Origin of the sequence: Dietzia maris, from assembly GCF_036287335.1 — a bacterium.
Classification (GTDB): domain Bacteria; phylum Actinomycetota; class Actinomycetes; order Mycobacteriales; family Mycobacteriaceae; genus Dietzia; species Dietzia cinnamea.
The window spans coordinates 1,666,284-1,688,386 of sequence record NZ_CP143053.1 but is presented as its reverse complement, the minus strand read 5'-3'; the positions used below and the strand labels follow the sequence as shown (position 1 = coordinate 1,688,386).

Annotated in this window: 21 protein-coding genes; 16 read left to right on the top strand and 5 right to left on the bottom strand. The window is 72.2% G+C overall.

Features of this window, described 5'->3' with window-relative positions:
* Positions 1-51 precede the first annotated feature (51 nt).
* Both VYL96_RS07740 and VYL96_RS07735 read left to right on the top strand, forming a co-directional pair.
* Complete coding sequence (locus VYL96_RS07740) at positions 52-831, top strand: SDR family NAD(P)-dependent oxidoreductase (RefSeq protein ID WP_131885971.1); 780 nt, start codon at positions 52-54, stop codon at positions 829-831.
* Positions 828-2,039, top strand: a complete 1,212-nt coding sequence (locus VYL96_RS07735; protein ID WP_243699721.1) for a cobalt-precorrin-6A reductase — start codon at positions 828-830, stop codon at positions 2,037-2,039. Before VYL96_RS07740 ends, VYL96_RS07735 begins: the two co-directional genes overlap by 4 nt.
* Here VYL96_RS07735 and VYL96_RS07730 read toward each other — a convergent pair.
* Positions 2,031-3,053 (bottom strand): hypothetical protein, encoded by a 1,023-nt coding sequence (locus VYL96_RS07730; RefSeq protein WP_165928497.1) that lies wholly within the window; start codon positions 3,051-3,053, stop codon positions 2,031-2,033. The two genes, VYL96_RS07735 and VYL96_RS07730, sit on opposite strands and share 9 nt — an antisense overlap.
* 118 nt (positions 3,054-3,171) lie before the next feature.
* Between VYL96_RS07730 and VYL96_RS07725 the strand changes: the two genes are divergently transcribed.
* Genes VYL96_RS07725 through VYL96_RS07715 form a run of 3 tightly spaced genes read left to right on the top strand, consistent with a single transcriptional unit; the run spans position 3,172 to position 6,497 of the window.
* On the top strand, positions 3,172-4,101 hold the full coding sequence (locus VYL96_RS07725; protein WP_131885973.1) for an amidohydrolase: 930 nt from the start codon (positions 3,172-3,174) through the stop codon (positions 4,099-4,101).
* An 8-nt stretch (positions 4,102-4,109) separates the two neighbouring features.
* A complete protein-coding gene (gene lnt / locus VYL96_RS07720; protein ID WP_243699722.1) occupies positions 4,110-5,717 on the top strand; it encodes an apolipoprotein N-acyltransferase in 1,608 nt (535 codons plus the stop codon).
* Positions 5,718-6,497, top strand: a complete 780-nt coding sequence (locus tag VYL96_RS07715) for a polyprenol monophosphomannose synthase (RefSeq protein WP_061916832.1) — start codon at positions 5,718-5,720, stop codon at positions 6,495-6,497.
* 92 nt (positions 6,498-6,589) lie between these two features.
* On the opposite strand, the gene VYL96_RS07710 is transcribed toward VYL96_RS07715, so the two are convergent.
* Entirely contained in the window at positions 6,590-6,934 is a 345-nt protein-coding gene (locus VYL96_RS07710) for an RNA polymerase-binding protein RbpA (RefSeq protein WP_007633930.1), read from the bottom strand.
* A 128-nt stretch (positions 6,935-7,062) separates the two neighbouring features.
* Between VYL96_RS07710 and VYL96_RS07705 the strand changes: the two genes are divergently transcribed.
* The 4 genes from VYL96_RS07705 to VYL96_RS07690 all read left to right on the top strand — a co-directional run bounded on the left by VYL96_RS07705 (position 7,063) and on the right by VYL96_RS07690 (position 12,138).
* Positions 7,063-7,479, top strand: a complete 417-nt coding sequence (locus VYL96_RS07705; protein ID WP_007633928.1) for a hypothetical protein — start codon at positions 7,063-7,065, stop codon at positions 7,477-7,479.
* On the top strand, positions 7,476-9,206 hold the full coding sequence (locus tag VYL96_RS07700) for an alpha/beta hydrolase (RefSeq protein ID WP_243699723.1): 1,731 nt from the start codon (positions 7,476-7,478) through the stop codon (positions 9,204-9,206). The genes VYL96_RS07705 and VYL96_RS07700 overlap by 4 nt, the downstream gene beginning before the upstream one ends.
* A gap of 67 nt (positions 9,207-9,273) precedes the next feature.
* On the top strand, positions 9,274-11,622 hold the full coding sequence (locus VYL96_RS07695; RefSeq protein WP_131885975.1) for an ATP-binding cassette domain-containing protein: 2,349 nt from the start codon (positions 9,274-9,276) through the stop codon (positions 11,620-11,622).
* A 57-nt stretch (positions 11,623-11,679) separates the two neighbouring features.
* Positions 11,680-12,138 carry a PaaI family thioesterase gene (locus VYL96_RS07690; protein ID WP_131885976.1) on the top strand — a complete coding sequence of 153 codons (459 nt, stop codon included), beginning with the start codon at positions 11,680-11,682 and terminating at the stop codon, positions 12,136-12,138.
* A 597-nt stretch (positions 12,139-12,735) separates the two neighbouring features.
* Here VYL96_RS07690 and VYL96_RS07685 read toward each other — a convergent pair.
* A complete protein-coding gene (locus VYL96_RS07685) occupies positions 12,736-13,203 on the bottom strand; it encodes a hypothetical protein (RefSeq protein ID WP_131885977.1) in 468 nt (155 codons plus the stop codon).
* A 7-nt stretch (positions 13,204-13,210) separates the two neighbouring features.
* Positions 13,211-13,414 (bottom strand): sigma factor-like helix-turn-helix DNA-binding protein, encoded by a 204-nt coding sequence (locus VYL96_RS07680; RefSeq protein ID WP_007633914.1) that lies wholly within the window; start codon positions 13,412-13,414, stop codon positions 13,211-13,213.
* A gap of 255 nt (positions 13,415-13,669) precedes the next feature.
* On the opposite strand from VYL96_RS07680, the gene VYL96_RS07675 reads away from it, so the two are divergent.
* Together VYL96_RS07675 and VYL96_RS07670 are read left to right on the top strand one after the other, a co-directional pair.
* The gene (locus VYL96_RS07675) at positions 13,670-15,328 is read left to right on the top strand and encodes an ABC-F family ATP-binding cassette domain-containing protein (RefSeq protein WP_198150779.1); all 1,659 of its coding nucleotides are present in this window, start codon (positions 13,670-13,672) and stop codon (positions 15,326-15,328) included.
* On the top strand, positions 15,318-15,953 hold the full coding sequence (locus VYL96_RS07670) for a GyrI-like domain-containing protein (protein ID WP_061916850.1): 636 nt from the start codon (positions 15,318-15,320) through the stop codon (positions 15,951-15,953). The genes VYL96_RS07675 and VYL96_RS07670 overlap by 11 nt, the downstream gene beginning before the upstream one ends.
* A gap of 21 nt (positions 15,954-15,974) precedes the next feature.
* On the opposite strand, the gene VYL96_RS07665 is transcribed toward VYL96_RS07670, so the two are convergent.
* Complete coding sequence (locus tag VYL96_RS07665) at positions 15,975-16,409, bottom strand: MarR family winged helix-turn-helix transcriptional regulator (RefSeq protein WP_007633908.1); 435 nt, start codon at positions 16,407-16,409, stop codon at positions 15,975-15,977.
* Between the two features lie 61 nt (positions 16,410-16,470).
* Here VYL96_RS07665 and VYL96_RS07660 point away from each other — a divergent pair, with 61 nt between their 5' ends.
* The 5 genes from VYL96_RS07660 to VYL96_RS07640 all read left to right on the top strand — a co-directional run bounded on the left by VYL96_RS07660 (position 16,471) and on the right by VYL96_RS07640 (position 22,098).
* Positions 16,471-16,950, top strand: coding sequence for a DoxX family protein (locus tag VYL96_RS07660; protein ID WP_131885978.1), 480 nt, complete (start codon positions 16,471-16,473; stop codon positions 16,948-16,950).
* 57 nt (positions 16,951-17,007) lie between these two features.
* A complete protein-coding gene (locus tag VYL96_RS07655; RefSeq protein ID WP_131885979.1) occupies positions 17,008-18,522 on the top strand; it encodes an amidase in 1,515 nt (504 codons plus the stop codon).
* A 792-nt stretch (positions 18,523-19,314) separates the two neighbouring features.
* Positions 19,315-20,424 (top strand): tyrosine-type recombinase/integrase, encoded by a 1,110-nt coding sequence (locus VYL96_RS07650; protein WP_131885980.1) that lies wholly within the window; start codon positions 19,315-19,317, stop codon positions 20,422-20,424.
* Positions 20,421-20,771 (top strand): helix-turn-helix domain-containing protein, encoded by a 351-nt coding sequence (locus VYL96_RS07645; RefSeq protein ID WP_131885981.1) that lies wholly within the window; start codon positions 20,421-20,423, stop codon positions 20,769-20,771. Before VYL96_RS07650 ends, VYL96_RS07645 begins: the two co-directional genes overlap by 4 nt.
* A gap of 40 nt (positions 20,772-20,811) precedes the next feature.
* Positions 20,812-22,098 (top strand): hypothetical protein, encoded by a 1,287-nt coding sequence (locus VYL96_RS07640; protein WP_165928498.1) that lies wholly within the window; start codon positions 20,812-20,814, stop codon positions 22,096-22,098.
* The last annotated feature ends 5 nt before the right edge of the window (positions 22,099-22,103 follow it).

Here is a 22,103-nt window from a genome sequence, read left to right as displayed (position 1 = left end):
GCCACAGCGACACGGCGCCGGGCGCGCAGGCGTGCGTGGGAGACTGGGCGCATGCCCACACCCGCAACCCCGTCGTCCCGGCCCGCGTCCGGCGGAGAGGTCGTGGTGGTCTTCGGTGGCCGCAGCGAGATCGGCCTCGCCGTCGCCCACCGCCTCGCACCCGGCCGGACGGTCGTGTTGGCCAGCCGCCCCGGGGGCGACGTGTCCGCACTCGAAGCCCCGCTCGTCGAGGCCGGCGCGGCGGCGGTGGAGTTCGTGGATTTCGACGCCGACGACCTCGACGCACACGCGCGCGTCGTGGACGGGATCGAGGCCCGCGTCGGGCCGATCGACATCGCCGTGCTGGCCTTCGGGATCCTCGGCGACCAGGAGGTGGCCGAGCGCGACTCCCTGGCCGCGGCCCGGATCCTGCACACCGACTTCGTGGCGCAGGCCGCGTTGCTCACGGTGCTGGCCGAGCGGATGAAACCGCGCCGGACGGGTGTGCTGGTGGCGTTCTCCTCGGTGGCGGGGCAGCGGGTCAGGCGCGCCAACTACGTCTACGGTTCCGCGAAGGCCGGGCTGGACGGTTTCGCCTCCGGGATGGCCGATGTGCTGCACGGCACGGGTGTCACCCTGGTGATCCCGCGCCCCGGGTTCGTCATCGGCCGGATGACCGAGGGCATGGACCCGGCGCCGTTCTCGTCGACGCCGGACCAGGTGGCGGACGCGGTGGTCGAGCGGGTGCTCGAACGGCGGGCCGGGGTCGTGTGGATCCCGAGGCAGCTGCGGGTCATGTTCGCCGTGGCGCGGCTCGTCCCGCAGCCCGTGTGGAGGCGGATGCCGCGGTGAGCGCTCCGCCACGGCCGGGTCCCGACCCGGCGGTCGTCCACCTCGTCGGCACGGGCCCAGGACCGGTCGATCTGCTCACGGTCCGCGCGTCCCGGCTGATCGCGTTGAGCGGCACCTGCCTGTGTGACTCCGACGTCGGCGCGGCGTTGTCGTTGTGCCCGCCGACGGCCCGGGTCGTCGATGCGACCGATCTCTCGCCGGAGGACGCCGCGGCGCGGATCCACGAGGCGGTGGAACGCGGAGACCGGGTCGTGCGGCTCTACGCCGGGGACCCGGCGCAGCACTCCGCACTGGCCGCACACACGCGCGCTCTCGACGCCGCGGAGATCGAGTGGGAGCTCGTGCCCGGGATCCCGGCGGCCGGCCACGCAGCGCCAGCCGCGCCCACGACCGTCGACAGCCCGGCCACGGCGCAGACGACGCCCCCGTCCGGCGGGCTAAGCGGCGGACCGTCCGGCGACCCGGGCCTCATCCTCGTCCTCGGCGGCACCGGCGAGGCGCGGCGGCTGGCCGATCTCATGGTGACCGCCGGTCTGGACGTGGTGACCGCGCTGGCCGGCAAGGTCACGCGCCCGCGGCTGCCCCGCGGTGAGGTCCGTATCGGCGGGTTCGGCGGCGCCGAGGGCCTGGCGCACTGGCTGCGGGAGAACGCGGTGAGCGCGGTGATCGACGCGACCGACCCGTTCGCCGACGAGATCTCGACCGACGCGGTCCACGCCGCCACGGAGACGGGGATCCCGCTGCTGCGGCTGCACCGCCCGCCGTGGGCCGAACGCCCCGGCGACGAGTGGATCCGCGTCCCCGACACGCGGGCCGCCGCGCAGGTGGTGGCCGAGCGGTTCCGCCGCCCGATGCTCACCGTCGGCAAGCAGGGCGCGTCCGAGTTCGCCGGCGACACCCGCGGCTCGTACCTCATCCGCTGCTCGGAGCCACCGCCGGGACCGTTGCCGCACCGCTACCTGCTGGTACTCGACCGCGGGCCGTTCGGGGAGGACTCCGAGCGGACGTTGATGTCGCGGCACCGGATCGACGTCCTCGTCACGCGCGACAGTGGCGGCGACAGTTCGGCGGCGAAGCTGGCGGCCGCCCGGGACCTCCGTATCCCGGTGGTGATGGTCGACCGGCCGGAGGCGCCGCCCGCCCCCGAGACGGTGCACTCGGTCGACGAGGCCGCCCGCTGGCTGGTGGGGCGGTTCGGTTCACGCTGAGCCGGGCACCCAGGGCGAGGTCGCGTCGAAGATCATCCCCATCGGCGCCAGGACCCGCACGACCTGCTCGGCCATCCCCTCGGTGAGCCCGTGCAGTCCGATCACCCCGTCCGCCGAGACGGTGCCTGGCCGCTCCACGGCGCCGAGGAACTCGGCGAGCCGCGCGGGGATGACGCCCTCGGCGACCACGGCGAGGAGGCTGACGAGCCCGTCGGAGGTGTCGACCCACCCGACCGTCGGGGGAGCGGCCACGAGCCGCCGCTCTACCGGGGTAGAGGGGGACGTGGCCATCGCGCCGGCGTCCCGGGTGACCGTGGTGGTGAGTGGGTGGGAGTCCAGGGCGACGACGACGAGGTCGTGCACCTCCCCGGACGCGGGCACGTCGGCCGGCCCCGCGGAGCGTGCGAGGTGGGCCGCCACGTCCGCGAGGACGACCGCCGCGTGGTCGAGCCGGACCCGGACGGCGATCTCCCGGCCGGCGACGTGGATCCGCGCGGTGCCGTCCGTGCCGTCGACGACGGCGGCCAGGTCGGGGGAGTGCGCCAGCACGTCTCCCGAGCCGTCGTCGAACCCCAGCAGAAGGAGACCCGCGAGGGCGTCGATCCCGGGGTGGCCGGCCAGCGCCGCGGAGAGCCGGTCGGGCAGGTCGGCGAGGTCGTGGTGGCCGTCGAGCAGGCCGGCCAGCGGCGAGGCGAGGACGACGGGCAGGCGGCGCGGACCGCCCGGCGGCAGGAGGCCGGAATCCGTGGCGCGGTCCCAGAGCCGGCGCGCGGTGGGATCGGTACCGTCCTGCTGATCGCCGCCCGCGGGTCCGGAATCGATCCCGCGGAGCTCGAGCCCGCCGCCGGCGACCGTGTGGACGGCGCCACCGTGGTCGGCCGCGAGGGCCGCCAGTGCGGTCCAGTCGGCGGGGCGCAGTCGGCCGCCGGGGAAGTGCAGGCGGGCCCTGTCGCCGTCGGTGATCGCGGAGACGCCCCGGGGGCCGGGGAGGTGGTCAGCGGCGGAGTCGTCCATGGCGGACCACAGTATCGGCCGGCCCGGTCGCGGGGGACCCGACGCCCGGCGGTGATCCGTGACGCGACGGGGGGTGGGCGGGCCGGGCCTCCGGGCGTGCTCGGGGATAATCGGACGCATGACCGCATTCCTGGCCACCGGGGGCCGCGTCCTCACGCCCGCCTCCCGAGACGCCACCGCCCTGGCGCACGAGAACGGACTCATCGTGTGGGCCGGCTCGGACGCCCCGGGGCCCGCCCTCTTCCCGGACGCCGAACGGGTCGACCTGGCGGGAGACTGGGTCGCCCCGGCGTTCGTCGAGTGCCTCGCCGCCGGTCTCGACCTCGCGGCCGCCGCCGCCCGCGGGGTGGTCCCGGCCGCTCTGACGCCGGTACCAGGGCCGGACACACTCGACGACCTCGCCGCGGTCGAGGAGAAGGTGCGTGCGGGGGAGCGGGTCGTCCTCGACGCCGGGGTGGAGCCAACGCGCCTCGCCGCTTACCTCACGCGCCTGGCCGACGAACTCGGCGGGCCCGCGGTCGCCCGGTGCGCGCCGGTCCTTATCGGTGCGGTGTCCGGCGGGGCGGCGGCCCCGGACGACGAGACCCTCGCCGCCCTCGCCGCCGTCGGCGCGATCGTCCTGCTGCGTCCGCTCGTCGACGACCTGACGGGCACCGACCTCGTGCGCATCGCCGCCTCCGGAGTCGCCCTGGCGGCGTCGACCCGGGCCGGCGGCGAGGTCCGCCCGTGGGACGCCCTGCGGGCGCTCACCTCCGTCGAAGGCGGTCGCGGACTGTCCCCGCGCGCCGCCTTCACCGCCACCACCCGGGGAGCGCGCCGCGCCGCCGGAGCCCGCGACGGCGCGGCCGGCACCCTCACCCCCGGTGCGCCCGCCACATTCTCGCGATGGGAGACGGGCGAGCTCGCGGTGGTCGCGGCCGACGACGCCGTCCAGCGCTGGTCCACCGATCCGCGGTCGGGGGTGCCGCCCATGCCCGACCTCACCGGCCCGGACCCCGTCCTCCGGGCGCTCGTCGTGGACGGCCTGCCCGCCGGCCCCGCGGTCTGATGCCCCTGATGACGAGGCTGGCCTTCGCGGCCGCCTCCGGCGCGCTGCTGGCCGCCTCGTTCCCCCCGATCGGTCTGTGGTGGACCGCGGTTCTCGCGATCGCGCTCCTCGTCGTCGTCATGGCCCCCTCCGGCGACCACCCGCCCCGGGCACGCACCGGCGCCCTCCTCGGCCTCGTCTCCGGCCTGGCCTTCTTCCTCCTGCTGGTCCCGTGGGTCGGCATGTACGTCGGCGCCTACGCCTCCTGGGGCCTGTCGCTGGTCGAGGCCCTCTACCTCGCCGCGTTCGGCGCGGGCGCCGTGGTCATCCTGCGCGCCGGACTCGACCCCGGCCCGCGGTCCGCCGCACGCGCGCTCGGCGCGGTGCTCGGCGTGGCCGGCTGGTGGTCGGTGTGGGAGTGGGTCCGGTCGTCGTGGCCGTGGGGAGGCTTCCCGTGGGGCCGGTTGGCGTTCGGGCAGGCCGACGGCCCCCTGCTGCCGCTGGCCTCGCTCGGCGGGACGCCGCTGCTCGGGTTCGTCGTCTCCGCGGTCGGCGCCGCCCTCGGGGTGGCCGTCGTCCTCCTGCTGCGCCGCGACGCCGACAGCAGACGGCGAGGGGCCCGCGCGGCCGCCGGCCTCCTGTCGGTCCCGCTCGTCGCGGTGGGTCTGGTCGCCGGCGCCGCCCTCACCCCGAGCGGGGAGCACACCGACACCGTGGAGGTCGCGGTGATCCAGGGCAACGTCCCTCGCCTCGGCCTGGACTTCAACGCGCAGCGCCGCGCGGTCCTCGACAACCACCTCGACGTCACGGCCGGGTACGCCGACGACGTCGAGGCCGGCACCCTCCCGCCTCCCGACCTCGTGCTGTGGCCGGAGAACGCCTCCGACATCTCGCCGCTCGACGACCGCCTCGCCGGCGCGCAGATCAGTGCCCTGTCCCGGCGCCTCGACGCGCCGATCCTCGTGGGCACCGTCCTGCCCACGGGCCAGGGGCGCGAGGCCACCAACTCCACCCTCGTCTGGGACGCCCGCGTCGACGTCGGCGGCGGTGCCGGCTCCGACCGGGTCGCCGACCGGCACGACAAGAAGTACATCCAGCCCTTCGGCGAGTGGCTGCCGATGCGGGGCCTGTTCGAGGCGCTCTTCCCGATCGCGCAGGCCGCCGGTCACTTCGTCCCCGGGGAAGGTGACGGGCTGGTCACCGCGAACGGGGTCGAGCTGGGCGTGGCGATCTGCTTCGAGATCGCGTTCGACGCCGCCGCCCGCGAACCCCTCTCGCGCGGCGCCCAGATCCTCACCGTCCCCACCAACAACGCCACCTTCGGCCACTCGGCCATGACGTACCAGCAACTGGCCATGTCCCGGGTCCGCGCGGTGGAGCACAACGTGCCCGTCCTCATCGCCGCGACCAGCGGTGTGAGCGCCGTCATCGGCCCCGACGGGCACGTGCGGCAGGAGACCGACATCTTCGAGCCGGCGGTGCTGGCGGCTCGGGTCGAGGTCGGCGGGGCCGGTACAGTGGCAACCCGACTGGGCGGCGTCCCGCAGGCGGTGAGCTGCCTCGTCGGGCTCGTCGCACTGGCCTGGGCGCTGGCCCACACCCGCCGACGGCCCGTGACCCGACACGAGGAGACGTAAGTGACCGAACCGACGACTCCGGGCGGCAGCGCGCCCTCCGGGCGCACGCTGGTGATCATCCCCACCTACGACGAGCGGGACAGCCTGCCCGGCGTCGTGGAGCGCCTGCTCGCCTCGGCCCCCGACGTGTCGGTCCTCATCGCCGACGACAACAGCCCCGACGGCACCGGGGAAGTCGCCGACCGTCTCGCCGCCGACGACCCGCGCGGCCGTATCTCGGTCCTGCACCGCACCGGCAAGCAGGGCCTCGGCGCCGCCTACATCGCCGGGTTCCGTTGGGGACTCGAGCGCGGGTACACGGTGCTCGTGGAGATGGACGCCGACGGCAGTCATCCGCCCGAGCGCCTGCCCGCCATGCTCGAGGCCGTGGACGGCGGCGCCGACCTGGCGATCGGGTCCCGCTACGTCCCCGGCGGCTCCGTGGTCAACTGGCCGTGGCAGCGCCACGTCATCTCCCGCGGCGGCAACATCTACTCCCGCGTCATGCTGGGAGTCGGCATCAAGGACATCACCGCCGGCTACCGCGCCTACCGCGCCGACGCGCTGGCCGAACTCGACCTGGACGCCATCGAGTCCAAGGGCTACTGCTTCCAGATCGACATGAGCTGGCGGCTGCTGAACAACGGGCGGCGTGTGGTGGAGGTCCCCATCACCTTCACCGAGCGCACCGTGGGGCATTCCAAGATGAGCGAGTCGATCTTCCGCGAGGCCGCGGTCAACGTCGCCCGCTGGGGCTGGGAGAAGCGCCGCGCCCAGCTGCGTGCCCTGCTCCGGCGCTGAGATCCGAACGCCCGGGGGGCCTGACGCGCCCGTCAACGGCGGACGCCCCGGCCCCCTCGGAAGGGGACCGGGGCGTCATGCCACCGGGTGGATCAGCGAGCGCCAGCGCGGCGCCGCTTCTTGAGCAGGTCCATCCGCTCCTTGAGAAGCTCCTCGAGCTCCTCCAGGGAACGCCGCTCGAGCAGCATGTCCCAGTGGGTGCGCGGCGGCTTGCCCTTCTTCACCTCGACCGCGGGGCCGTCGATGAGCTGGCCCTCCTGGCCGTTCTTACACATCCACGTGCCGGGGATCTCGGCGTCATCGGCGAACGGCACCTCGTAGACCTCGCCGTTCGGCGTCTGGTACCGGGCCATGCGGCGGGGCGCGAGGTCGTGGTCCCGGTCGGTCTCGTAGCTCACCGCTCCGAGGCGGCTGCCCCTGAGGACTCGATCTGCCATGCGAACTCCTTCTGCCGTGTTCGTCTGCGTCAAAGCACTGCGGTCACATCACCGCGCTGCGGTCAATTCTGCGGATCGACACGACGCTGCGTGGTTCCTGCTCGTATCAACGCCAGAGGAACCCCCAAATGTTCCCACGGCCCGACGCCGCGGGCCACCCCGGGGGCGACCTGGGTACCCTTTCCTCCGTGGATTCCGACGTCCGGGCAGAGCCCCCCGCCCCCCGGCGGGGCGAGGCGTCCTGCGCGTGGTGCGGTCGGCCCGTCGACGAGGGCGGCACCGGACGGCGGCGGCGGTACTGCCGTCGCTCGTGCCGACAGCGCGCCTACGAGCAGCGCCGGTCGCTACGGATGCAGGACCTGCCCGAGGGGACGGTCGTGCTGTCCGAGGCCGAGTCCACCGACCTCATGGACCGGATGTTCCAGCTGCGCTGCGCGTGCGAGGACCTGCGGACCGCGATCGCCGAGGGCGAGGACCCGGCGGAACTGGCGCGCATGTCGGAGGACCTCGTGGCCGCAGCGCGCCGGGCCGAGCGGCTGCGGTGAACCGAACAGCTGCGGTGCGCAGTGTCGGCGAGGTCCTGCGGACGTGGTGGGATCGGTGGCGGCCCTCCGTCACGGGTCTCATCGTCGCCGCGCTCGCGGCGTGGGTCTCACTCATGCCGTCGCTGCTGCCGCGGGCGTGGCACTACCAGGGCATCGTCACGGGGGTGTCGATGCTGGTCGGCTACGGCGTCGGCGTGGCGCTCCGGACCCTGTGGCGGCGCGTTGTTGCCCCCCGCATCAGCCTGCACCCCGACCTCACCGCGTTGGGGGACCGCCTGCTGGCGTTCGCGCGGTTGTCCGCTCCGTACGTGCTGGTCGTCTACCTCATCACGGCCACCGCCACGGCGATCCGCTGGCAGGACCAGGTCTCCGACCTCGTCGAGTCGCCGCGCCCGCCGTGGGCGGACTACATGCGCATCCCGTGGGTCGCGCTGGGGCTCTTCGTCGCGCTGCTGATCGCCGCCCGGGGTCTGCGGGCGGCGTACCGGGCGTTCGTCCGCGCGGTGCGCCGCCGGTTCGGGATCGGGGAGTACACCGCGCGGCTCGCGGGGGTCGTGGTGGCCGCCGCGCTGCTGCTGGGCATGGTCCAGGGCGTGGTGCCGCGCCTGTTCTTCGAGGCCGCCAACCAGATCTTCAGCGCCCAGAACAACGAGGACCTGCCCGACGCGCGCCCGCCGCGCGAACCCGAGAAGTCAGGGGGCCCGGGTTCGCTCGTGGACTTCGAGGACCTGGGCCTGCAGGGTCGGCGGTTCGTCAGCGGCGGCGTCGACCGGGAGACGCTGAGCGACCTGCTCGGCGAGGAGGCGAAGGAGCCGATCCGGGCCTACGCGGGCCTGGAGTCCGCGCCCACGAACGACGAGCGCTCCGACCTCGTGGTGGCCGAGCTCGACCGGACGCGGGCCTGGGAGCGGGAGTCCGTCGTGATCGTGCCGACCACCGGCACCGGGTGGATCAACCCGCACGCCGCCCAGGCGATCGAACTGCTCTCCGGCGGTGACGTCGCGATGGTGGGCACCCAGTACTCGTTCCTGCCCAGCTGGATCTCATTCCTCGCCGACCGCGAGAAGGCGGAGGCCGCCGGGCGCTCGCTCGTCGAGTCGGTGGTGGAGTGGCGCGACTCGCTGCCCCCTGACCTGCCGCGGCCGGCACTCTACGTCTATGGCGAGAGTCTCGGCACCCAGGCCGGGGAGGCGGCGTTCTCGGGGATCCGGGACATCCGCGCCACCGTGGACGGCGTGCTGTGGATGGGCCCGCCCAACTCCAACCACATCTGGCACTCGCTGGTCGAGCGCCGCGACCCGGGCACGCCGGTCACCGAGCCGGTGTACGCCGATGGCCTGCTGGTGCGCTTCTCCGAGGACCCGGCCGAGTTCCGCGGCGACGACAGTCCGTGGATCCCGCCGCACGTGTTGTACGTCCAGCACGCGACCGACCCGGTGGTGTGGTGGACGCCGGATCTGCTGTTCGACCGTCCGGCGTGGCTGGCCGAACCCCCGGGTAAGGGCCGCCACCCGGGCATGTTCTACATGCCCGTGCTCACGTTTTTCCAGGTGACGGCCGACCTCGGCAACGCGGTCGGCGGGTCCCAGGGCTACGGCCACCTCTACGATCATCAGATCCTCGACGGGTGGGCGGCCGCGACGGGCCGCGAGGGGTGGGACGACGACGAGTTCCAGCGGTTCGCGGAGCTGCACGCCGTCGCCATGCTCAATCAGGACCGCGGCTGACGCCTTCCCCGTCCCGGGTCCGTGTTCTAGCGTTGCCTCGGAGAGAACCGGCCGAGGAGACCCGCGAATGAGCACCCACACCGCAGACATGCACGACATCATCCGCGTCCTCGGCGCGCGGGAGAACAACCTCCGCTCGGTCGACGTGGAGCTGCCGAAGCGGCGGTTGACCGTCTTCACCGGTGTCTCCGGGTCGGGTAAGAGCTCGCTGGTCTTCGCGACGATCGCCGCGGAGTCGCAGCGGATGATCAACGAGACCTACAGCGCGTTCGTCCAGGGGTTCATGCCGACGCTGGCCCGGCCGGACGTCGACGTGCTGGAGGGGCTGACCACCGCGATCGTCGTGGACCAGGAGCGGATGGGCTCCGACCCGCGGTCGACGGTGGGGACCGCGACCGACACCGGGGCGATGCTGAGGATCCTGTTCAGCCGGCTCGCCCGGCCCGCCATCGGCGGCCCCAAGGCGTATTCGTTCAACGTAGCGTCGGCCTCCGGGGTGGGGACGCTGAAGAAGGCCGACGGCACCCGGCAGAAGGCCGAGTTCACCATCACCGGCGGCATGTGCGTCCGGTGCGAGGGCCGAGGGTCGGTCTCCGACTTCGACATCGACGCGCTCGTGGACCGCTCGAAGTCGCTGGCCGAGGGGGCCATCACGGTCCCCGGGTACTCGATGGACGGGTGGTACGGCCGCATCTACTCCGGGTCCGGGTTCTTCGACATGGCCAAGCCGGTGGGCGAGTTCACCGAGCGCGAGATGGACGACCTCCTGCGCAAAGAGCCGGTGAAGATCAAGGCCGACGGCATCAACGTGATGTTCGAGGGGCTGATCCCCCGGATCCAGAAGTCGATGTTGTCCAAGGACGTCGAGGCCATGCAGCCGCACATCCGGGCGTTCGTCGAGCGGGCCGTGGTCTTCACGACGTGTCCGGAGTGCGACGGCACGCGGCTCAACGAGGGCGCCCGTTCGTCACGGATCGGCGAGCACAACATCGCCGACGTCTCGGCCATGCAGATCACCGACCTCGCCGAGTGGCTGCGCGGACTCGACGAGCCGTCGGTGGCCCCGCTGTTGGGGTCGTTGCAGCACACGCTCGACTCGTTCGTGGAGATCGGGCTGGGGTACCTCTCGCTCGACCGGCCGGCGGGCACGCTGTCGGGCGGCGAATCCCAGCGGGTCAAGATGATCCGCCACCTCGGGTCAGCGCTGACGGATGTGACCTACGTGTTCGACGAGCCGTCTATCGGCCTGCACCCGCACGACATCGACCGTATGAACGGGCTGCTGCTGCGCCTGCGGGACAAGGGCAACACCGTCCTCGTGGTCGAGCACAAGCCCGAGACCATGGCGATCGCCGACCACATCGTGGACCTGGGCCCCGGGGCTGGGTCCGAGGGCGGGGAGATCTGCTTCGAGGGCACGGTGGACGGGCTGCGGGCCAGCGGCACCGTCACCGGCCGGCACCTGGACGACCGCGCCTCGCTCAAGGACTCGGTCCGCGCGCCGGCGGGGTGGATCGAGGTGCGCGGGGCGAGCGCGCACAATGTGCGGGACGTGGACGTGGACATCCCTCTCGGCGTGCTGTGCGTGGTGACGGGGGTGGCGGGCTCGGGCAAGAGCTCGCTCATCCACGGCTCGGTGTCCCCGCGGGAGGGAGTCGTCGCGATCGACCAGTCGGCGATCCGGGGCTCGCGCCGCAGCAACCCCGCGACCTACACCGGTCTGCTCGAGCCCATCCGCAAGGCGTTCGCCAAGGCGAACGGGGTCAAGCCCGCGCTGTTCAGCCCGAACTCGGAGGGCGCGTGCCCGACGTGCAAGGGCGCGGGGGTCATCTACACCGATCTCGGCATGATGGCGGGTGTCGCCACGACGTGTGACGACTGTGAGGGCCGCCGGTTCCAGGCCGAGGTGCTCGAGTACCGGCTGGGGGAGCGCAACATCGGCGAGGTGCTGGCGATGTCCGTGGCCGAGGCGGAGGACTTCTTCTCGGCGGGCGAGGCGCGCATCCCTGCGGCCCACAAGATCCTGGTACGCCTGCGGGACGTCGGGCTCGGATATGTGCGGCTCGGGCAGCCGCTCACGACGTTGTCCGGGGGCGAGCGTCAACGCCTCAAGCTGGCCGCCCAGATGGCGGACAAGGCCGACGTTTACGTGCTGGACGAGCCGACGACCGGCCTGCACCTCGCGGACGTGCAGAATCTACTCGGCATGCTCGACCGGCTCGTCGACGCCGGCAAGTCGGTGATCGCGATCGAGCACCACCAGGCGGTGATGGCCCACGCGGACTGGATCATCGACCTCGGCCCCGGCGCGGGCCACGACGGCGGTCGCGTGGTGTTCGAGGGCGCCCCTGCCGACCTCGTCGCCGACGCGTCGACGCTGACCGGGGAGTACCTGGCCCGCTACGTCGGCGGGTGACACCCGTCTCGGGGGCCGGGCGCCGTCCATCGCGACACCCGGAGGTAGAAAGACGTCATGTCCGACTCCCGCGCTGTCCCTGATTCCTCGTCCTCCGCGAGCACGTTCGTCCGCGTCTCCGGCCTCGTCGTGGACGAGGTGAGCGCCACGTCCCTGCGCGGACACGCGGACCTGGGCGCCGACCATCTCACCGACTGGGGGACCGTGCACGGTGGCGTGTACGCGAGCATCGTCGAGTCCGCGGGCGGGGCGGGTGCCGGGTACGCCGTTGCCAACCGGGGTCAGGTCGCTGTGGGGGTCCACAACGGGACCGACTTCCTGCGCGCCTCGGCCGGCGGGCGGGTTGAGGTGACCGCCGAGGCCCTGTTCCAGGGCCGTAGTCAGCAGCTGTGGGACGTGGTCATCACCCAGTCCGAGACCGGGAAGGTGCTGGCCCGCGGTCAGCTGCGTCTCCAGAACGTCGACCGCCCGGGCGACACCGGGGTCGCCGACGCCACCGACCCGGCCGCGGGCTGAGCCACGCCGGCAGAGGGGAGCGGCGGGCCGGCACCCGGAGGGCAGCTCCAGGTCGGCGAGGTCCGTCCACTCCTCGGCCGTGCCCGTGACGGCGTCGCTGTCGCGTGCGCCCAGCATGAGATACCCGGCGTAGGTGACCGCTTCCGCGGTCCGCGACTCGGGGGAATCACCGTGCCCGTCCGCGATCAGCAGAGAGGTGCTGCTGTTGAGGTCCCGCAGCGCTGACGCCAGCGTCGGTTGGTCCGGGGCCTGCTCGTCGCCGCGCGAGTACTCGGCGATCTCGCGGAGTGCGCGCCGGATGTCGTCGCGGACGAACTCCCGCTCGGCCCGGTCGGCCGCGGCGGCGGTCGGCAGCTCCACATCTGCGGACCCGGGTCCCCCTCGAGCCATCGGCCGGCGTCGGGATTGCGGGGATCGCAAGCGGGGTCGTCGCCGGGCACGATGTGCCGGCTCGCCCGCGCCGCGCGGGCGTCGTACTCGCGGTGGGCGGCGGCGAGCTCAGTGCTGATCGACTCGGAGGGAGTCCACATCCCCTCGGCGACGGCCTCTTCGGTGTCGGCGAGCGCGTGGGGCGCGGCGTGGTGCTGCGGTCGGCTGTCAGGCCCCGGTTCGGTGGCCGCGTAGGCCGCTACCGCGTCCCGCGCGCGGCGCACCGCTCGACGTTCCGGTCGGCGGGGATCGGGGAGGAGATCTGCCATGGCCACCAGCCACGCCACGGCGGCTCCGACAGCGGTCATGGCCGGGACGAGGACGGGTTCGGTGCCGTGCTCGCCGACCGAGGTGGGAGCCCGCGGTGAACGCGCCGAGGGAGGTGGCGACGACCAGGCCCAGACCGATGCCGGCGACGGTCGCGGCGCGACGACGCAGCGGGGCGGCCGGGGCGTAGAGGACGGCGAAGGTCCCGGTGACGGTGAGCAGCCCCAGGTCGAAGCGCCCCAGCAGCGTCGGGACCGCCAGGCACAGCAGGACCGTGAGCCCCGCCTTGGTCGCATTGGGCAGCCGCGGGGGGCTCGGGGCCAGCGTGACGAGTGGTCGCAGGAGTTCTCCGGTTCGCGTCCTCGCCATGTGCTCCTCAGGCCGTCCTTCCGAATCGCTTGTGCAGTGCCTGCCTGCTCACCCCCAGGACCGTGCCGATCTCCGCCCAGCTCAACCCGTGCACTCTGGCGAATCGCACCGCGGCCGCCTCCTCGCGGGCGATCTCGGCCTTGGCCCGCGCGATGGCGGCCAGTCTGTCGACGGGGGAGTCCTCCGCGCTGAAGTCGAACGTCGTCTCCATTGTCACCACCTCATCCGTCAACCTACGTTGACACTACCGGCGATGTCAACCAGAGTTGACGCCAAGGGTGCGTCCCGGGGCGGTCCCGGGATACACTCCCGGGCATGTATCCCGGTGCCATCACCATGAAGCCCTGGCCCCGCCGCTGACGGCGGCGGAGACCACCTTCACCCCTCTCTCTGCACGCCGTCCACGGGCACACGCCGGGCGGCCATCTCGTGCTACCCGGCTCCACGACGAGCCGAAGAGGGCACCGTGCACCACGACCAGCATCATCACCAGCACCACCGACTCCCCGCGGGCCACCGCGCACACATCCGCCTGACCGACGTGGCGGTGACGCTCGGCGACCGCACCGTCCTGACCGGCGTCGACCTCACCGTCTCCGCGGCATCGCGGCTCGCCGTGGTGGGGGAGAACGGTCGGGGCAAGACGACGCTCCTGCGCGTCCTGGCCGGGCGGCACCGCCCGGACTCCGGAACCGTCTCACGGGTCGGACGGATAGGGACCGTCGACCAACACCTGGACGCCCCCGCGGCGCGCACGGTCGGCGACCTCGTCGCCGAGGAGATCGCCGACAGCCTCGCCGCCCTGCGCGCGTTGGACGCCGCCGCCGACGCCATGGGAGCCGGGAAGCCCGGCGCCGAGGACGAGTACGCGGCCGCACTCGAGCTGGCCACCGCACTGGACGCGTGGGACGCCGACCGCCGCGTCGACGTCGCGCTCGCCGGGCTCGGCGCGTGCGACGACCGCGCGCGCCCGCTGGCGTCGTTGTCCGTGGGGCAGCGCTACCGGGTCCGCCTGGCCTGCGTGCTGGGCGCGCACCACGACCTGCTGCTGCTCGACGAGCCGACCAACCACCTCGACGCGTCCGGGCTGGAGTTCCTCACCGCCCGGCTGCGGGCGCACCCCGGCGGGGTCGCCGTCGTCTCGCACGATCGGGCGCTCCTGCGCGAGGTGGCGACGCATTTCTGCGACCTGGACCCGAGCCCGGACGGGAAGCCTCTGGTGTTCGGCGGCGGCTACGAGGGTTGGCTCGAGGGGCGCCGTCGTGTGCGCTCCGCGTGGGAGCAGGCCCACGCCGAGCAGCTCGACGAGCACCACAGACTCGCCCGCGCCGCGGACGAGGCTCGGGACCGGCTCCGCGACGGGTGGCGCCCCGCGAAGGGACACGGCAAGCATGAGCGGTCGACGCGCGCGGGCGGCACCGTCCGGGCGTTCGTCCGCCGCCGCGAGGAGCTCGAGCGCCACCGCGTATCCGTGCCGCCGCCTCCGCCGCGGTTCCGGTGGCCGGCGTGGGACGTCCCGGCCGGGCAGCGGGTGTTGACCTGCCGTGAGGTCGTCGTGTCGGGGCGGCTGCGCACGCCGGTTTCGTTCTCGCTCGACACCGGCGACCGACTACTGGTCACCGGCCCGAACGGGGCGGGCAAGTCGACGCTGCTCGCCCTGCTCGCGGGGGAGCTCGTCCCGGACCGTGGGGCGGTCGATCGTCGTCCTGCCGCGCGGGTCGCGTACCTGTCCCAGGAGGTGCCGGAGTGGGATCCGCTGCGGACCGCGGCGCAGATCTACACCGAGCACGTCAGTCGGCTGGGCCGTGCCGACGCGCCGGGGCTGACGTCGACCGGGCTCCTGGACCCGCGCGCCGCCGCCACCGCGGTGAGCCGGATGTCGCAGGGCCAGCAGCGTCGCCTCCACCTCGCGCTGTGCCTGGCCGCGCGGCCCGCGCTGCTGATACTGGACGAGCCGACCAACCACCTGTCGTCAACCCTGGTGGACGGGCTCACCGAGGCGCTGGTCACCGCGTCCTGCGCGGTGGTCGTGGCCACCCACGACCGTCAGCTCCTGCGGGACCTGTCCTCGTGGCCGGCCCTCGCCCTGACGCCGTCGGGAGTAGATTCTGCGCATGTCCGCTAACGCGAACCCCGGAAGCGTCGACATCAAGCGGCTGCGACGCGACCTGTACTCGGGCCGCGTCGGGCGCATCGACACGGTGGAGGTCCCGCCCATGTGGTTCCTGCAGGTCGACGGCCGCGGCGACCCCGACACCGCGCCGGCCTACCGCACTGCCGTCGAGTCGCTGTACGTCCTGTCGTACGCGATCCGGGCGATCGCGAAGTCGGAGCTCGGGCGGGTCCACACCGTGGGCCCGCTCGAGGGGCTCTGGTACGCCGACGATCCGCGGGTGTTCACCGCGCGGGACAAGGACGCGTGGAACTGGACGATGATGATCTGGCAGCCGGAGTGGATCACGCCGGAGGTCGTCGCCGCCGCGGGGGAGAGGGTGACGACGACGAGGGGCTCGGACGCCGGGGAGCGTGTGCGGTTCGCCCGGTTCGCGGAGGGTACGGCAGTGCAGACGCTGCACGTGGGGCCTTATGACGAGGAAGGGCCGGTCATCGCGCGGATGCACGCGGAAGCGATCGCGGGCCGGCGCGCGGCGCTGTCCGGCCACCATCACGAGATCTATCTCTCGGATCCGCGCAGGGTCGAGCCCGCGAGGCTCAAGACGATCCTCCGCCAGCCCGTCGCGTCCGGCTGAGCCGCCGCCGCGCCGGGTCCGCTACGCGCCGGCCTCGAGAGAGTCGACGAGGCGCTGGGCGAGCGTGCGCAGTTGCAGCAGGTCCTCCTCCGACATGTCCAGCCTGCCGAGCAGGGAACACTGGATCGTCTCGGCCTCCGCGCGCAGCTTTTCGCCGGACTCGGTGAGGTGGACGTGGACGCTCCGGCCGTCGTCGGCGGACCGCGAGCGGGCGACGAGCCCGGCGTTCTCGAGGCGCGCCAGGAGCGGGGACAGTGTCCCGGAGTCCAGGTGGAGGCGGTCGCCTAGCTGGCGGACCGTGAGGCCGTCCTCCTCCCACAGGGCGAGCAGGGCGAGGTACTGCGGGTAGGTGAGGCCGACCGAGGCGAGGGCGTGCCGGTAGGCCGAGGTCGAGGCGCGCGAGGCCGCGTAGAGGGAGAAGCAGACCTGGTGGTCGAGGCGGAGATCGGCGGGCATGGGTCCCAGTATCCCGGACATACCGGTTGCGCTCAACTCAGTTGTGCGCAACACTTCCGGAATGGACGATCTCACCCAGTCACACCGGACCGCACCCACGCAGTCGTCGACCCGCAGGGGCCGGCGCATCGGGGAGGTGGCGCGCCACGTCGGCCGCTGGGCGCTCGGCGCCGCCCTGCTCGGCGCGGGCACCGGCCACCTCACGACCATGCGGCAGGAGTTCCAGGCGCAGGTCCCGACGTGGGTGCCGCTCGACCCGGACTTCGTCGTGGTCGCGTCCGGCGTCGTCGAGCTGGGCCTCGGCGCCTCGCTCATCCTCGCTCCGGCCCGCTTCCGTCCCGCGGTGGGCGGGGTGGCCGCCGCGTTCTTCGTCGCGATCTTCCCGGGCAACATCTCGCAGTACGTCACCGGCACCGCGGCCTTCGGGCTCGACACCGACCGCGACCGGTTCGTCCGACTGTTCTTCCAGCCGGTCCTCGTCGCCTGGGCCCTGTGGTCGACCGGTGCGTGGCGCGCATGGCAGGCCCGGTCCCGCCGCTGACCGCCTCGGTCGCCAACGGGCGCGCGGCGAGGGCGGCCGTGCGTAGACTCGGCGTCCATGCGCTTCGACGAGTACCGGAGTCATGACGCCCTGGGTCTCGCCGCCCTCGTCCGCGGCGGTGAGGTGACGCCGAGGGAGCTGCTCGACGCCGCCACCCAGCGGGCCGATCTCGTGGCCCCTCGGCTCAACGCCATCGTGCGACGGATGGACGGCGCGGCGCGGGCGCGGGTCGCCGAGGACCTGACGGGGCCGTTCGCCGGTGTGCCGTTCCTGCTCAAGGACCTCGGCCAGGACTACCGGGGGATCCCCACCAGCGGCGGGTCCCGCGCCCTGGCCGAGGTTCCGGCGGCCGAGCACGCGACCGTCGTCACGCGGTGGCTGGACGCCGGCCTGGTCGTCTTCGGCAAGACCAACACCCCGGAGTTCGGCGCGAAGGCCGTCACCGAACCGGAGCTGTTCGGGCCGGCCCGCAATCCGTGGGATACGCGCCGCACTCCCGGCGGGTCCTCGGGAGGGTCGGCGGCCGCCGTCGCGGCGGGTGTCGTGCCCGTCGCGGGCGCGAGCGACGGCGGCGGGTCCATCAGGATCCCGGCGGCCTGCTGCGGACTGGTCGGCCTCAAGCCCGGCCGCGGCATCGTCCCGATGGGCCCGGTACGCGGGGAGGCGATGCACGGCGCGGCGACCGACGGTGTCGTCTCGCGAACCGTCCGCGACACCGCCGCTATGCTGGACGTTCTCGCCGGCGGCGACCCGGGCGGCCCGTACCTCCCGGCGATGCCGTCAGAGACGTTCCTGTCCCAGGTGGGCGCCCAGCCGGGCCGTCTGCGGATCGGGGTGTGCACGGCGTCATCCATCAACGCTTCGCCCCACCCGGAGGCGCTCGCGTCGGTCGCGTCCGCGGGCCGTGTGCTCGAGGGGCTCGGCCATCACGTCGAGGTTCTCGAGTCGCAGCCCGTCAACGATCTCGCACTGGCCCGCGACTTCCTCACCAGCTGGTTCGCGTACCTCGCGTGGACGGTGGAGAGCACCCGGCAGCGGACGGGGTGCCGCGACCGGAACTTCGAGACGGACACCCGGATCGTCGCCGCGCTGGGCAGGTCGCAGAGCAGCGTGGACTACCTCGCCGCGGTGATGCGTCGCGACGACCACGTGCGCGAGTTGACCGCCTTCTTCTCGGGGTACGACCTGCTCATGACGCCCGGCCTCGCGGATCTGCCACCGCTCGTCGGCGCCCTCGAAACCCCGCCGTGGGCCGTCCGGGGTGCGGAGGCGCTGCTGGCGACCCGGACCGCGCCGCTACTACGCCATTCGGGGCTCGCGGAGTCGATCATCGACGACAACTTGAGCTGGGTCCCGTACACGCAACTGGCCAACCTCACCGGGCGGCCGGCGATGTCGCTTCCACTGCACTGGACGCCGGAGGGCCTGCCGATGGGGGTCCAGTTCGTCGCGCCCCTCGGCGGGGAGGGCCGGTTACTGCGGCTCGCCGGACAGCTCGAGCAGGCCGTGCCTTGGGCCGATCGCCAGCCGGCCGCGATCGACGGGGTCGGCACCGCCGCGTCGACGAGGTGACGCCCCGAATCGGGGCGGGCGCGATCGGCGACCGGCGACCAGATGACCCCCGTGGGGGCCGCCGAGACTCGTCCCGACCGCGACCTCGGACCTACCCGTGTTTCGTCACCCGTGACGTTTCGACTGCATTGTCGAAGCACGCACACGGCCGGCACACCGGGGCCGGGGACGCCGGCGCCGACCCGGACCCGGCGCAGCGCCAGTCGTCGCCCGTCGGCCGGGCGACGCGAGACACCGACGACGCAGCAGCCGGGTGGCACGACGACGCAGTGCGCGAGCGCGCCGTGGCGCGGTCCGGAGCCGACGTCGGCGGGCTCGGCGGCGTCGGAAGGTCCGGAGATATCAGCAGTGTCGCCGACGACAAGTCCGAGGCGGACGAGGGCGGGCGCAGTCACGTCGAGGCCGCCGGTCGAGAACGGTGGGACAACGCCAGCCCGGAGGATCACGGCCTGCGGCCATGTCACGTCGCGCGTCGTCGACCCCTTCTGGCCCGGCCGCCGTATCCGCCAAGTGCCGATAATCTACATTATGTAAAGTAGAAAGGACTCTATCTGCGCTCACCGCACATAGTGAAGGTTCGGATAACAGCCTGACCCCTCCCCGGAATCGGCCCCGACCTGCGCATTGCCTGCGCTACTGCGGCAGGCCGCGGTGACGTATCCGCCATGGGCGACGTCTGTTTCGAGCGATTCCGGAGCGCCCCTGAGCTGGCATTTCCTTGACAGGCATTGCGCTTGAAGCAATCTGTGTGCGAAAATCGCAATCACCTTCGGGGCAGCGAGGAGGGTCACTATGACCCACGACGACAACGTCACGTTCGCTGTTTTCGGTGACCAGGCCCCGGATCCGGACGTCTTCCTGGAAAGCGTCCTGGACGGGTGGGCCCGCCAGCAGCGGGCAAAAGACTTCGCGGCGGCCACGATCGGCACCCGCCGCAAGGCCGTGATGAATCTCGTGGACTTCTCGGGGCATTATCCGTGGGAATGGACTCTGGCTGACGCCGACGACTTCTTTTCTCACGCCCGTGCGGTACGGAACCTCTCGCACGGGACTGTGCGCTCCTACCAAGGCGCGATCAAGCTGTTCTGCGATTTTGCTTGCGATCCGCGCTACGACTGGTCCGAACTAAGCGCGACCCAGTTCGGTCGAGTCTTCGCCCAAGTCGTGACCGAACTCAACCGCGTCACTCACTCCGAACCCACCGAGGCACGCCCGGCCAAGCGCCCATTCACCCAGCACGAGCTGCAGGCCCTGTTCGATCTGGCCGACCTCGAGGTCGAACGCATCCTGGACTCCGGGCGCAAAGGAGCCCTGGCAGCGTGGCGCGATGCCATCGCGTTCAAGACCGCTTACAGCTGGGGACTGCGATCAAATGAGCTGCGCCATCTCCAGGTGGTGGACTTCTCCCGCAACAGCCGCGCCCCCTATCTCGGTGACCATGGCGTCCTACGCGTGCGCTGGGGAAAGCCGCACCGCGGCTCTGCGAAGAAGGTGCGCTCCGTGCTGACCGTGTGGCCATGGTCGGCCGAGATGATCGACCAGTGGATCCGCCACGGCCTACCGCGGTATGGGCACCCGGTCACCGACTGCTTCCCCACCAGTAGCGGCGCCCTGGTCGGTGCCTCGCACCTGATCGGCCGGCTGAGGTCCTTCGTCGACGAACTCGGTTTCCCTCCCGGACTCGACCTGCATTCCTTCCGCCGCTCGTACGCGACCCAGCTGATCACCGGCGACAACTTCGACGTCACCTTCGTCCAGCTCCAACTCGGCCACGAACACGCCGCAACGACGTCCATCTACTCGCTGCCCTCCCCCGACTACCAACGCCTGGCCCTGGAACGGGCGCACGAGCGCACCATCAGTGCAGCGCTTGGTCTACCCGCAGCGGAGAAGAACTCATGAGTAAACGCGAAATCAACTACACCTGGCGGGTCCGCGAGATCATGGCACGCCGCGGCGTACACACCGCCAAAGACCTCGCCGCGCTCCTGCACGAACGCGGCATCACCCTGACCCCCAACGCCGTCTGGCGCATCGTCGCCCAGGAACCCGAGCGCATTTCCTTCAAGGTGCTCGTCGCTCTCTGCGACGCCCTCGACGTCACACCCAACGACCTGATCACCTACACCGCCGCCGACGCCAAGACCCGCCGTCAACAGCAGGCCGCATCCGGCGACGACGTCGCCGACCTGCGCGGATTCCGGCCCGTCCGTGCCCGCATCCTCGACGACGATGGCCCACACCGGTAGGCCCGCCACCGGCGGCAACGGATCCGCACGGCCACCGACCGTGACCGGACTACGCGAGCAGCACAAACGTGGCCGCCCCCGCTCGACCGGGGACCACCGATGCGACCGCTGCCACCAACAGGTCGCCAAGATCCGCCTTCGCTCGCCCGACGGAGCTATCTGCGGACGCTGCTTCACCGAAGCCACCCACACCTACGGCACCTGCCCAGATTGCGGTGAGCACCGCATGCTCCCCGGCCGCTCCGCCGACGGGCAACCCCTATGCCGTGACTGCGCCGGCATCACCACGGCCCTGACCTGCACCCGCTGTCATCGCGAGGCCGAACGGTTTCGCGCCGGCCTCTGCATCCGTTGCGTCCTGCACGACGACCTCCAAGAGGTCCTCAAGCCTGGCGACGACCTCCGGCTCCACCGTCTCATCGTCCTGTTGACCAGCAGCGATCGGCCCGAGAGCATCTACACCTACATGCGGGGAACCAAGGCCAGATCCCTCCTGGAGGCGATCGGTGAGCGCGAACTTCCACTGACCCACGACGCCTTCGACCAGCTTCCCGCCTCCAGAGCCGTCGACCACTTGCGTGCCCTGCTCACCCATCACCGCATGATGCCCGAACGCGGCAACGAGACTCTCGTGCGTTTCGAACAATGGCTGGCCACCAGATTCGCCGATCTCCCCGACGACGGCACCAGCCAGCTGATCGAACGCTACGCAGCCTGGCGGCACCTCAAACGCATCCGCGCCAAAGTCACAGACCCCGACACCAACCTCGAGACCGTCATCCACGCCGCGAAACAGGAGATCACCCAGGCCGGGGAATTCCTGATCTGGCTGCGCAAACGCCACAACGTACCGGCAGGCGAGATGCGCCAGCACCACATCGACGACTACCTCAGCGACGGCCCCAGTACGCGCAAACACATCCGCAGCTTCGCCCGATGGTTCAATAACCAGCAAGGACACCCCAACGGCACACTTGATGTGCCGTTTCGCAAGGCCCAGACCACGCCCATGATCACCCAGACCGAGCGTATCCAGCTCGTTCGGAACTGCCTCGAGCACCGCAACGTCATCCCGGCCACCCGCGTCGCCGGACTCATCCTCCTGCTCTGGGCCCACCCCTTGAACAAGATCGTCATGCTCCGTCGAGACCGCCTCATCGCCGCTCCCGAAGGAATGCGCATCACACTCGGCACGCACGCCGCGCAAGTCCCCGAAGCCCTCACTGAACTGTTCTGGGAACAGCTCTCCAACCCCGGAAATCAGAACACCATCAATGCCGATACACCGTGTGGGCTGTGTCAAGGATTGTGGACAGGTCCTCGGTGATTTCT